Source organism: Micromonospora sp. S4605 (assembly GCF_003176715.1).
Lineage (GTDB): Bacteria > Actinomycetota > Actinomycetes > Mycobacteriales > Micromonosporaceae > Micromonospora > Micromonospora echinaurantiaca.
In genome coordinates, this window is sequence record NZ_QGSW01000171.1 from 16377 (window position 1) to 27881 (window position 11505).

The window sequence follows — 11505 nt, forward strand, 5'->3', positions numbered from 1 at the left end:
AGGCGAACGGGAGGTGAATGCCACTGTTCCAGCGTCTTCCCGCCGACGGTGGGGGCGTGGCAGGCTACCGGCACGTAGGACCACTGGGCGACCAGCCAACGATGACTGACCGCTAGGAGGACGGGTCGATGGGCGAAATGGTGAGCTTCACCAGCAACGGGGGGACGAGCGAGGGGTATCTCGCGATACCCTCCGGCGGTGCGGCGAGCCCCGCGGTCATCGTCATCCAGGACTGGTGGGGGCTGGTGCCCCACGTCCAGGCCGTCGTCGACCGGTTCGCCGAGGCCGGCTTCGTCGCCCTCGCTCCCGACTTCCGGCACGGCGGCCCGGCCAGCAAGCCGGACGAGCCCCGGCAGATGCTGAACGCCCGGCAGATGGACGAGGCGGCGGCGGACATCGCCAACGCCGCCGACTACCTCGCCGGCCGTCCCGAGGTCGCCGGCAAGGTCGGGTGCGCCGGGTTCTGTGCCGGCGCGAGCCTGGCTCTCTGGGCGGCCACCCGCTCCGAGCGGATCGTCGCCACCGCCGCGTTCTACCCCCGGCTGCCGTGGGACGGGATGCGCGCCGAGTGGGCCGACTACGCCGGCAAGGCCGCGCACATCCACTGCTCGGAAGCGGACGGCCTCTCCGCCGCCGACGGCGTACAGACCGTCCGGCGGGCGATCGAGACCGCCGGCGGCAGCTGCCAGACCTACGACTACCCGGGCACCGCGCACGCCTTCTTCAACGAGGACCGGCCGGAGAACTTCGACCAGCGGGCCGCCGCCACCGCCTGGGCCCGTACCCTCGAACTCTTCCGGGCCAAGCTTGGCTGAGCCGCGTACGCCCGAGGAGGTGGTCGCCCGCGCCGCGCGGGCGACCGACCTGGCCGACCTCGACGGCGCGGTCAGCGACTGCTTCGCCTGCCCCCGGCTGGTCGACTGGCGAGAGGAGGTGGCCCGGACCCGCCGGGCGGCCTTCCGTGACCAGGAGTACTGGGGCCGGCCGGTGCCCGGCTTCGGCGCTCCGGACGCGCGCATCGCCATCCTCGGCCTGGCCCCCGCCGCGCACGGCGGCAACCGCACCGGGCGGATCTTCACCGGCGACCGCTCCGGCGACGTGCTCTTCGCCGCGCTGCACCGCGCCGGCCTGGCCAACCAGCCGACCAGCGTCTCCGCCGACGACGGCCTCGCCCTGCGGGACACCCGGATCTTCGCCGCGGTGCGCTGCGCGCCGCCGGACAACAAGCCCACCCCGCAGGAGCGGGACACCTGCGCGCCGTGGCTGCACCGAGAGGTCGCGCTGATCCGTCCCACCCTGCGCGTCGTGGTCGCGCTGGGCGCGTTCGCCTGGGCCGCGTGGTGGCCGGTGCTGCGCGCGGTGTACGGCCAGCCCCCGCCCAGCCCGCGACCGGCGTTCGCGCATGGGGCACACTGGTCCGGCACGGCCGCCCCGGAGCTGCTCGGCTGCTACCACGTCAGCCAGCAGAACACCTTCACGGGACGGCTGACACCAGGGATGCTGGACGATGTGTTTGCCCGGGCGAAGCGGTTGGCCGGGGTGGACTGAAACGGCGGGGCGGTGACGATGACGGACGGAACTCACCGACCGTTGCGGTGTGCCCCGAAGGTCCGGAGGTAGTCCCGGATGGATCTGAGCGGGTTGCGCAGGTGGTGGCCGGTGGCGGCAGTGGTCGCCCTGCTCGCCGTCGCCGCGCTGGCGGCCGCGCACTCGTCGATCGGCGCGAGCCGGATTCCGCCCGCCGCCGACAACGTCCCCTACGTCCCGGACTACCCGTCGGTGGAACCGCCGCCGTCGATACCGGTCGAGCCACGGGACGCGGGGGAGGCCACCAGGGCGCAGCTCCCGCAGTGGCTCGGCACCGTGGCGATCGTGCTGCTCGGGTTGGCCGCGCTGGTCGCGTTCGGCTACCTGGCCTGGACCCTGGTCCGGGGCGCGATCCGCCGGACCACCCGGGCGCTGCCGGTGCAGCCGGCCCGGCGTACCGCCGAGGGCACCGCCCGCGAGGTGGTCGCCGCCCTCGACGCCGGCCTGGTCGAGCTGGACGACCGGGACACCGACCCGCGGACCGCGGTGATCGCCTGCTGGGTCCGGCTGGAGGAGGCGGCCGCCGCGGCCGGCGTCCCCCGGCTGCCCGGGGACACCCCCACCGACCTGGTCACCCGGCTGCTGCGCGGGGACCCGGCCGCCGGTGTGCCGGCGATCGTCAGCGCCGACGTGCTGGCCGAGTTCGCCCACGTCTACCGGGAGGCGCGGTACGCCACCCACCCGGTCGACGAACACACCCGGGACCAGGCCCGCGCCGCGCTGCGCCGGCTGCGTGGTGAACTCACCACGGTGGTTGGGGCGGAGCCGGCCTCATGAGCAGCACCAGCATCGACGACCTGCTCAGCTTCGAGGAGGAACGGCCCCGGGCCGACGAGCGGGACCGGGGCGGCCGGGTCGGGCGGGTGCTGCGCGCCCTGGCCGGCATGGCGGCGGTGGTGGTCGTGCTGGTCGCCGGGCTGCGCGCGGTCGGCCTGCGGGTCTCCCTGCTGATCCTGGTCGCCGGGGTGGTCGCGCTCTTCGCGGTGCGCCGGATCGTCGCCGCGCTGACGCCCCCGCCGCCGCTGCCGGGCGCCGGACCCCGGGCCTCGGTCGGCATGGACGACGGCGTCTGGAACTGGGGCGCCCGGGACGCGCTGCGGACCGCGATCAACGGCTGGGAGGTCCCGCTGGACTGGTCCGCCACCCGGCCGGAACGGTTCACCAAGGTGATCCTGCCCCGGCTCGGTGAGCTGGCCGACGAGCGGCTGCGCCAGCGACACGGCGTGACCCGCGAGTCGGATCCGGCCCGGGCCCGCGCCCTGCTGGGCGAGCGGCTGTGGACGTTCCTGGAGACCCCGCCCCGCCGTACCCCGTCGCCGCGTGACCTCGCGGCGATCGTCGCCGAACTGGAGAAGCTCTGATGAACGACGTCGACCGGACGATCCCCGCCACCGAGGTCGGCCACCTCGCCCGGGCGGTGCTGGACGCGGTCGGCCAGGTCGTGGTCGGCAAACGGGAAGCCCTGGAACTGGTCCTCGCCGGGATCCTGGCCGGCGGCCACGTGCTGCTGGAGGACCTGCCCGGGCTGGGCAAGACGCTGACCGCCCGCTCCTTCGCCCAGGCGCTCGGGCTGGACTTCCGCCGGCTCCAGTTCACCCCGGACCTGCTGCCCGCCGACGTCACCGGCTCGTTCCTCTACGACCAGCGCAGTGGCGACTTCGCCTTCCGGGCCGGGCCGGTCTTCACCAACCTGCTGCTCGCCGACGAGATCAACCGGACCCCGCCGAAGACCCAGTCGGCGCTGCTGGAGGCGATGCAGGAGAAGCAGGTCTCAGTCGAGGGCGTGACGTACCGGCTGGACGAGCCGTTCCACGTGCTGGCCACCGCCAACCCGATCGAGTACGAGGGCACCTACCCGCTGCCCGAGGCGCAGCTCGACCGGTTCCTGCTGCGGGTGTCGTTCGGCTACCCGGAGCACGAGGAGGAGTGGGAGGTGCTGCGCCGGCGGATGGCCCGCCGCCGCGAGGAGGCCGAGATCAAGCCGGTGGTCGACGCCGCCACGCTGCGTGCCATGCAGGCCGCGCTGGAGGACGTGGTGGTGGAGGACTCGGTGGGCCGCTACATCGTGGCGCTGACGGCGGCCACCCGCGAGCACCCGTCGGTGCTGGTCGGCGCCTCACCGCGCGGATCGCTGGCGCTGTTGCTGCTGGCCCGGGTGCGGGCGGTCCTCGCCGGCCGGGACTACGTGGTGCCGGAGGACGTCAAGGAGGTCGCGGTGCCGGCGCTGGCGCACCGGATCACGCTGCGCCCGGAGATGTGGCTGCGCCGGGTCGATCCGTCCTTCGTGGTCGGTGAGGTGCTCTCCGGCACTCCGGCCCCGGCCAGCGGCGCGCTGCCCAGCTACGCCGCCGGCCGGCCCGGGCGCTGATGGCCGGATCCACGGTGCCGCCCGTCGACGCGGGTGAGCCGGAACCGTCGCCCGGCTGGGTGCCCACCTGGGCGCTCGGCCGGGCGGTGCTGCTGACCGGCCTGCTGCTGATCGCGGCGGTGCTGCTCGGCCGGGTCGACCTGATCGTGCTGGCCGTGCCGATCGCGCTCGGCACCGCGTACGCGCTGCACCGCCGGCCGACCGGGCTGCCCCAGGTCTGGATCGCCGGCGGGGACGACCACCTGGTCGAGGGGGGCGAGGTCATCGGCACGGTCACCGTCGGCAACCCGGACAGGGTGGACTACGACGTGACGGTGGTCCGCGCCCGGGTCTCCCCCTGGCTGCGTATCGAGCGGGCCAGTATCGCCGGCGCCGCGATCGCCACCGCCCCCGGGCCGGGCGCCCCGGCGGTGGCCGACCGCCCGTTCGTCACCTCGCTCGCCACCGCCACCGCTGTCGACCTGGAGCTCGCCGGCAGGGCGCTGCGCTGGGGGCGGCACCCGGTCGGCCCGGCCGGAGCACGGGTCGCCGCCGCGCAGGGCCTGCTCGTCTCCCGCGCGGTGATCACCGAACCGGTCCGCACCCGGGTCTACCCGAAGACCGAGCCGTTCGAGGCGGTCGAGGCGATGCCCCGGGCCGCCGGCCTGGTCGGCGCGCACCACTCGCGCCGGCCCGGCGAGGGCGGTGAACTGGCCGGGGTGCGCGTCTTCGCGCCCGGTGACCGGCTGCGCCGCATCGACTGGCGGGTCTCGCTGCGGGCCCGGCAACTGCACGTGGCGGCCACCCTGTCCGACCGGGACGCGGAGGTGGTCGTCCTGCTCGACGTGCTCGCCGAGGCGGGCCGCTCCGGTGGCGTCGACGGCGCCGCCTCGGTGCTGGACACCACGGTCCGGGCGGCGGCCGCGATCGCCGAGCACTACCTGCACCGGGGCGACCGGGTCTCAATGCTCGAGTACGGCCCGAGCGCCCGCCGGCTGCGCCCGGCCACCGGCCGCCGGCAATACCTGACCGTGCTGGAGTGGCTGCTCGACGTGCGCCCCGAGCACTCCCCGCACGAGCCGTACGACCAGGTGTTCGGGCCGCAGCTGCTCGCCGCCGACGCGCTGGTGGTGGTGCTCACCCCGCTGCTGGACGAGCGGTCGGCGCAGATGCTGGCCCGGCTGGCCCGCTCGGGTCGGTTCGTGGTCGCGGTGGACACCCTGCCGGCCGACCTGCCGGTGCCGAAGGACCGCGGCTGGGCGGAGGTGGCGTACCGGCTGTGGCGGCTGGACCGGGACACGATGATCGGGCAGCTGCGCGAGCACGGCGTACCGGTGGTGCGCTGGGCCGGCGCGGGCAGCCTGGACCAGGTGCTGCGCGACGTGGCCCGGCTGGCCACCGCCCCCCGGGTGGGTGCCCGGTGAGCGCGAGGAGTGAGCCGGGTTTGCGAGCCCCGCAGTCGCGAACGGAAGGTGGGCGCGGATGATCGACGCGGTCACCGAACGCGTCCGGGCGGTCCGGCGCGCGGCCGGTCGGGTCAGCCTCACGCCGCTGCTGGTACGCGCCGGCATCTTCCTCAGCGTGCTGGTGGGCTTCGTGCTGGCGTACCCGGCGCAGGTGCTGTCCGGGCGGCCGCTCGGCGCGCTGGTCCTGGTGGCGGTGCTGCCCGCGGTCGGGCCGCGCCGGGTCTGGCCGACCTTCGCGGCGCTGGTCACCGTCGGCGGGTGGTTGCTGGCCACCGACGGGTACGGCCGGCCGATCGCGCTCTGGCGGCTGCTCGCCGTGGCGGCGGTGCTGTACCTCACCCACACCCTCTGCGCGCTGGCCGCGGTGCTGCCGTACGACGCGGTGGTCGACCCGGACGTGCTGGTCCGCTGGCTGATCCGGGCCGGCGCGGTGGTGCTCGCCGCCGCGGTGCTCGGGGTGCTGCTGGTGGAGGTCGCCGGGGCCGGCGGCGACGGCGGATTCCAGCTGGTGACGGTCGCCGGTCTGCTGGTCGCGGCCGGGCTGACCGCGTTGCTGGGGTGGCTGCTGCGCCGCAGGTGACGCCCGGGGCGACCCCGCCGATGGCCACCCCAGCCGCCCACGTTGCGCAGGTCACAGGGGTTGTGCTCGGTCACAGAAGGGGGGCGCGGACGGGATTAGCCGAGCCGCCCGGGGAAAGATAGATGACGTGAATCCGAAGCGGATCCTTGTGGTGGGTGCCGGGCACGTCGGTCTCTACGCGGCCCTGCGCCTGTCGAAGAAGCTCAGCTCCCGTGAGGCTGAGGTCATCGTGGTGGACCCGCAGCCCCACATGACCTACCAGCCGTTCCTGCCCGAGGCGGCGGCCGGCAACATCTCCCCGCGGCACTCCGTGGTGCCGCTGCGACGGGAGTTGCGCCGGTGCAAGGTGGTGGCGGGCGCGGTGACGCGGATCGACCACGACCGCAAGACCGCCGTGGTGCAGCCGATCAGCGGCCCGACCCGGGAGATCCGGTACGACCACGTGGTGGTCGCGCCCGGTTCGGTCTCCCGGACCCTGCCGATCCCCGGCCTGCACGAACACGGCATCGGGTTCAAGACCATCGGCGAGGCGATCTACCTGCGCAACCACGTGCTGGACCGGCTCGACGTGGCGGCCGCCACGCCCGACCCGGAGGTCCGCCGCAGCGCGCTGACCTTCGTCTTCGTCGGCGGCGGGTACGCCGGCATCGAGGCGCTCGCCGAGATGGAGGACATGGCCCGCGACGCGCTGCGCTACTACCCGGAGCTGAAGCCGACGGACATGCGCTGGGTGCTGGTCGAGGCGACCCAGCGGGTGCTACCCGAGGTCGACCGGGACATGGGCGCCTACACCGTCCAGCAGCTGCTCAAGCGGGACATGGACATCCGGCTGGACACCCGGCTGGAGTCCTGCGTCGACGGGGTGGTCAAGCTCTCCGACGGCGACAGCTTCAAGTCCGACACCATCGTCTGGACGGCCGGCGTCAAGCCGTCGCCGCTGCTGGACGCGACCGACTTCCCGCGCGACGAGCGGCGCCGGGTCACCTGCCTGCCGACGCTGCAGGTGGTCGACGGCGACCGGGTGGTCGACGGCGCGTGGAGCGCGGGCGACTGCGCGGCCGTGCCCGACCTGACCGGCCCGCCCGGGGCGTACTGCTCGCCCAGTGCCCAGCACGCGGTGCGCCAGGCCGCCCGGATGGCCGACAACATCGTCAACGTCATCCGCGGCCGGGAGCCGGTGGAGTACAAGCACAAGCACGCCGGCAGCGTGGCCAGCCTCGGCCTGCACAAGGGCGTGGCCCAGGTGTACGGCGTCAAGATGAAGGGCTGGCCGGCCTGGTTCATGCACCGGACGTACCACATGAGCCGGATCCCCTCGTTCAACCGCAAGGTCCGGGTGGTGGTCGACTGGACCCTGGCGTTCTTCCTCAAGCGCGAGGTGGTCGCCCTCGGCCAGCTGCACGACCCGCGCGAGGAGTTCGCCGAGGCGTCCCAGCCGGTCGGCGCCGCGCGCGGCTGACCCACGGCACGTCGACGAACGCCCTTCCGCCCCCGGCGGAGGGGCGTTCGCCGTCACCGCGCCCGGCTGTGCCGCGTGTTGGTCAGACCCGCCAGATCCAGGCGTCGGCGATCCGGGTGGCCGGGCCGTAGAGCTGCTCCAGGGTGCCGCGCAGGCTCTCCGCGTGCGGGGTGTCCACCGCCAGCGCGACGCACGACGCGCCCCAGAAGTCGGCGTCCTTCTTCGCCTGCTGGCGCTGCTCGTCACCGATCGCCGGTTGCAGGCCGCGCTTGGCCACCTCGGCCAGCAGCGCCGAGGTGGGCTGCTTGTAGGTGCCCATCGCGGCGGTGCCGCCCCGGCCGTACGGGCCGATGAAGAAGCCCTCCGGGATGCCGAAGCCGGCGTCGGCGGCGGCCGCCCAGCGCATCGGCCACGGTTCCTTCGGGGTGGGCAGCGGCACCGGCACCAGCACCCCGCCCGGCTGCACGCACTGCCGCCAGTGGCCGGCGGTGATGAACTCCGGCACCGGCGGCCGATCGGCGGTCGGCAGCGGCGTCGGCACCAGCGGCAGCAGCGCCACGCCGACCAGCGCCGGCACCAGCCGGCGGACCTGGCCGGTGTCGCGCAGCGCCCGGTCCACCGCCAGCACCAGCAGGGTGGCCGTCAGCGGCAGCACGGCGAGGGCGAACCGCATCGGCAGCGCCCCGTCCACCACCGGCAGCCCGGCGATCAGGGCGTACGGGCCGGGCACCGCGGTGCGGTCGCCGTCCAGCACCAGCCGGGGGCCGAGGGAGAGCGCCCCCATCGCGAGCGCGCCGGCCACGCAGGCGACGACCAGCGGGCGGCGGCCCAGCCAGAACGCGCAGCCGACGGTGACCGTCAGCAGCGGCCAGCCGAGGAAGGTGTTGTACTCGGCCGGGCCGGTGGTAAGCCGGGCCGCCTCCGCGCCACCGGCCACCGACAGCGGGGAGATCGACCACCAGCTGCGCAGGTCCGCCGAGAAGTAGTCGGGGCTGAACATCCCGTCGGCGACGCCCTGCGGGCCGGCGAACTGGAACCACAGCGGCCCGGCGAGTGCGAGCAGGGCCAGCCCGGTGGCCAGCGCCATCCCGCCGGCGAAGCCGGGCAGCGCGCGCCGGGCCAGGTCCCGGTCCACCAGCGCGTAGCCGACCGCCATGACCAGCAGCGTGACCGCGCAGAGGAAGAGCACCTCCTCGCCGATGAAGACCTGCGCGGTCACCGCGGCGGCGAGGCCGATCGCCGAGGTGGTCAGCCGGCGCCGGTCCGGCCCGGTGTTCCCCGCGCCGTCGCCGCCCGCACGGCCCGGGTCGGCGGCGCGCAGCATCCGGATGACCAGCCAGACGATCACCGGGACCAGCCACTGGGCGGTCATGTGCAGGTGGCTGTTGCTCTGCGAGACCATGCCCGGGCCGAAGCCGCAGACCGCGGCGCCCAGCCCGGCGGCGAGCCGGCGGGCCCGCAGGGTGCGGGTGAACAGCAGGTACCAGGCGATCGCGGTGCCGGCCAGGTTCCCCGCCGCCAGCAGCGCGAAGGTGACCGGCGCGCCGAGCAGCAGGGTGACCGGGGCGAGCAGCACGCCGAGCGCGATGACCGAGGTGTTGGTCATCAGGTTCACCCCGTCCGGCGCGTTGAGCCGGTCGCTGAGCAGGCCGAAGTCGCCCAGCAGGGCGCGCGAGTCCATCGCCAGGAACCACTCGTAGAGGGCCTGGTCCTCCGGGTTGAGCGCCAGGGTCCGGCTGGTCGGGTCGGGCCACAGGCCGTGGGTGAGCCAGCCGGCGAGCGCCACGAAGAGCAGGCCGACGAGCAGGTCCGTACGGTTGCGGGCGGCGGCCGCCAGCAGCCGGGCGAGCCGGGCCCCGAGCGCCCTTTCGGTGGAGTGGACAGCCTGGTCAGGGACGGCGTCCGGGGCCGTGGGGGCTGCGCTGCTCACGGTCTTGACCCTAGTGTGGGCCGGGCGTCGGGGTACGCCGGGTCGCCGAGGACCCGCTACCGTGACACTGCACCACGCGTGTCGACGCGCCGGTGTCCCCCGCCCGGGTGGTGGAACGGCAGACACGGCCGCCTTAAAAGCGGCTGCCGCAAGGCGTGCGGGTTCGACCCCCGCCCCGGGCACCGACACTTTCAGCTTCCCCTCAGGTCGCCGATCTCCACGGGACTGGCCGGGGCGTTTACTCTTGACGGTGCACGTTCACGTGCATCGACCCCCTGAGGGAGGCCTGACAGTGAAGACTTCGAACCCGGTGCTCGCCCGGCTCGGCCAGGCGGCCGAGCGGGAGCGCTCCGCCGGGTACGCCCCGACCGGGCCCTACGGACAGCCCGGCTACCCCCAGCAGTACCCGACGGAGGCGGGCTACCCGGTCGCTCCGCCCACCGTCGCTCCCATGACGCTCGACGACGTGGTGGTCAAGACCGTCACGCTCCTGGGCATCCTCGGCGTCTCCGCCGCGGCCGCCTGGGTGCTGGTGCCCGACGCGCTGGTCGGCGTCGCCTGGATGGGCGCCGCGATCGTCGGTCTGGTGCTCGGCCTGATCATCTCGTTCTCCCGGATGGCGAACCCGGCGCTGGTCGTCACGTACGCCGTCGTCGAAGGCGTCTTCGTCGGCATGGTCAGCAAGGCCTTCGACTCGCTCTACGACGGCATCGTGCTCCAGGCCGTGGTGGCCACCTTCGGGGTCTTCTTCCTGATGGCCATGCTCTACAAGGCGAAGGTCATCCGGGCGACCCCGAAGTTCGTCAAGGGCATGATCGCCGTCATGGCCGGCCTGTTCGCGGTCATGCTGATCAACCTCGTGTTCGCGCTCTTCGGCGTCAACACCGGCCTGCGCGACGGCAGCCCGCTGGCCATCGGCTTCAGCCTGGTCTGCATCGTGGTCGCCTCGCTGAGCTTCGTGCTCAGCTTCAAGGAGGTCGAGGACGGCGTCCGGATGGGCCTGCCGCAGCGCTACTCCTGGGTGGCCGCCTTCGGCATCCTGGTCAGCCTGGTCTGGCTCTACCTGGAGGTGCTCCGCCTGCTGAGCTACTTCCAGGGCGACGACTGACCTCGCCCGCAGCCGACCGGCGCCCGTCCCCGCACCCGGGGGGCGGGCGCCGTCGCTCTCCGGCCTTCCGTCGCTTCGCGGGCCGTGGCGTTTGACCGCCACCGTCGGGCCGTCCGGGGCAGAGTGACAGCGAGGGGTACGCGGCGGAGGAGGCGACGTGCGCAGCAGCAACCCGGTGTTGACCCGGCTCGATGAGACCAGCCGGGGGCAGCGGCGGGCCGGCGGCGCGGAGGCGATGACCGTCGACGACGTGGTGGTGCGCACGGTCGGGCTGCTGCTGCTCACCGGGCTCACCGCCGCGATCGCCTGGGTGGTGGTGCCGCAGGCGGTCTGGGTGCCCGCCGCGCTGGCCGGCACCGCGCTGGCCGGGCTGGTGCTCGCCGTGGTGATCTCCTGGCGGGGCATCGCCAACCCGGTGCCGATCGTCGGCTACGCCCTGCTCCAGGGGCTGCTGCTGGGCGTGGCGAGCCGGGCGTTCGAACTGGTCTACCCGGGCATCGTGGTGCAGGCGGTGGCGGGCACCTTCGGCGTCTTCCTCGGCATGGCGTTGCTCTACCGGGCCCGGCTGGTCCGGGCCACGCCGCTGCTGGCCCGGCTGGTGGTCGGCACGCTGCTCGGGATCGTCGCGATCAGCCTGGTCAACCTGGCCGTCTACCTGGTCACCGGCCGGCAGGGGTTGGAGATCTACAGCCTCACCGGCGAGGTCGGCTGGCCGGCGTACGCCTTCTCGGTGGTCGCCATCATCGCGGGCGCGCTCAGCTTCATCCTCGACTTCGACCTGGTCGAGCGGTCGATCCGCGCCGGCCTACCCCGCCGGTACGCCTGGCTCTGCGCGTTCGGCGTGCTGGTCGGCCTGATCTTCCTCTACTGGCAGATCCTCCGCCTCCTCTCCTACCTCCGCCGCTGACCCCCCGGGGCACTCCCGTCGATCATGAAGTTGTTGTCGCGACACGCCGATCGGGTGGTCAACAACCTCATGATCGACGCCTGCGGGTTGGGCCGAACAGCGGGCGGGGGTGGTCGTAGGG

11 protein-coding genes and 1 tRNA gene are annotated in these 11505 nt (G+C 74.2%); 11 read left to right on the plus strand and 1 reads right to left on the minus strand.

The genetic code is table 11. From position 1 onward, the window contains the following. Positions 1–128: 128 nt before the first annotated feature. From DLJ47_RS12805 to DLJ47_RS12840, 8 genes are all read left to right on the plus strand, one after another. Positions 129–815, plus strand: a complete 687-nt coding sequence (locus DLJ47_RS12805) for a dienelactone hydrolase family protein (RefSeq protein ID WP_109900247.1) — start codon at positions 129–131, stop codon at positions 813–815. Between the two features lie 19 nt (positions 816–834). Next, the gene (locus tag DLJ47_RS12810; RefSeq protein WP_109900248.1) at positions 835–1548 is read left to right on the plus strand and encodes a uracil-DNA glycosylase; all 714 of its coding nucleotides are present in this window, start codon (positions 835–837) and stop codon (positions 1546–1548) included. Between the two features lie 78 nt (positions 1549–1626). After that, complete coding sequence (locus tag DLJ47_RS12815; protein ID WP_109900249.1) at positions 1627–2364, plus strand: DUF4129 domain-containing protein; 738 nt, start codon at positions 1627–1629, stop codon at positions 2362–2364. After that, complete coding sequence (locus DLJ47_RS12820) at positions 2361–2948, plus strand: hypothetical protein (protein ID WP_109900250.1); 588 nt, start codon at positions 2361–2363, stop codon at positions 2946–2948. Before DLJ47_RS12815 ends, DLJ47_RS12820 begins: the two co-directional genes overlap by 4 nt. Continuing rightward, on the plus strand, positions 2948–3955 hold the full coding sequence (locus DLJ47_RS12825; protein WP_109900251.1) for an AAA family ATPase: 1008 nt from the start codon (positions 2948–2950) through the stop codon (positions 3953–3955). The genes DLJ47_RS12820 and DLJ47_RS12825 overlap by 1 nt, the downstream gene beginning before the upstream one ends. Then, entirely contained in the window at positions 3955–5358 is a 1404-nt protein-coding gene (locus DLJ47_RS12830; protein WP_109900252.1) for a DUF58 domain-containing protein, read from the plus strand. The genes DLJ47_RS12825 and DLJ47_RS12830 overlap by 1 nt, the downstream gene beginning before the upstream one ends. A 61-nt stretch (positions 5359–5419) precedes the next feature. Then, a complete protein-coding gene (locus DLJ47_RS12835; protein WP_446723556.1) occupies positions 5420–5980 on the plus strand; it encodes a hypothetical protein in 561 nt (186 codons plus the stop codon). 127 nt (positions 5981–6107) lie between these two features. Beyond that, the gene (locus tag DLJ47_RS12840) at positions 6108–7439 is read left to right on the plus strand and encodes an NAD(P)/FAD-dependent oxidoreductase (protein WP_109900254.1); all 1332 of its coding nucleotides are present in this window, start codon (positions 6108–6110) and stop codon (positions 7437–7439) included. 82 nt (positions 7440–7521) lie between these two features. On the opposite strand, the gene DLJ47_RS12845 is transcribed toward DLJ47_RS12840, so the two are convergent. Beyond that, on the minus strand, positions 7522–9369 hold the full coding sequence (locus DLJ47_RS12845) for a hypothetical protein (RefSeq protein ID WP_109900255.1): 1848 nt from the start codon (positions 9367–9369) through the stop codon (positions 7522–7524). A 101-nt stretch (positions 9370–9470) separates the two neighbouring features. Here DLJ47_RS12845 and DLJ47_RS12850 point away from each other — a divergent pair. The 3 genes from DLJ47_RS12850 (at position 9471) to DLJ47_RS12860 (ending at position 11384) form a co-directional block, all read left to right on the plus strand. Then, positions 9471–9551, plus strand: a tRNA-Leu gene (locus DLJ47_RS12850). A gap of 110 nt (positions 9552–9661) precedes the next feature. After that, on the plus strand, positions 9662–10477 hold the full coding sequence (locus DLJ47_RS12855) for a Bax inhibitor-1/YccA family protein (protein WP_109900256.1): 816 nt from the start codon (positions 9662–9664) through the stop codon (positions 10475–10477). Between the two features lie 157 nt (positions 10478–10634). Beyond that, positions 10635–11384: a Bax inhibitor-1/YccA family protein gene (locus DLJ47_RS12860; RefSeq protein WP_109900257.1), complete on the plus strand. Its 750-nt coding sequence runs from the start codon at positions 10635–10637 to the stop codon at positions 11382–11384. Positions 11385–11505 lie beyond the last annotated feature (121 nt).

Bases quoted from the DNA above. Each gene is read 5' to 3' on its own strand.
- DLJ47_RS12805 (WP_109900247.1), top strand. From the start codon at position 129: ATGGGCGAAATGGTGAGCTTCACCAGCAACGGGGGGACGAGCGAGGGG.
- DLJ47_RS12815 (WP_109900249.1), top strand. From the start codon at position 1,627: ATGGATCTGAGCGGGTTGCGCAGGTGGTGGCCGGTGGCGGCAGTGGTC.
- DLJ47_RS12820 (WP_109900250.1), top strand. From the start codon at position 2,361: ATGAGCAGCACCAGCATCGACGACCTGCTCAGCTTCGAGGAGGAACGG.
- DLJ47_RS12825 (WP_109900251.1), top strand. From the start codon at position 2,948: ATGAACGACGTCGACCGGACGATCCCCGCCACCGAGGTCGGCCACCTC.
- DLJ47_RS12830 (WP_109900252.1), top strand. From the start codon at position 3,955: ATGGCCGGATCCACGGTGCCGCCCGTCGACGCGGGTGAGCCGGAACCG.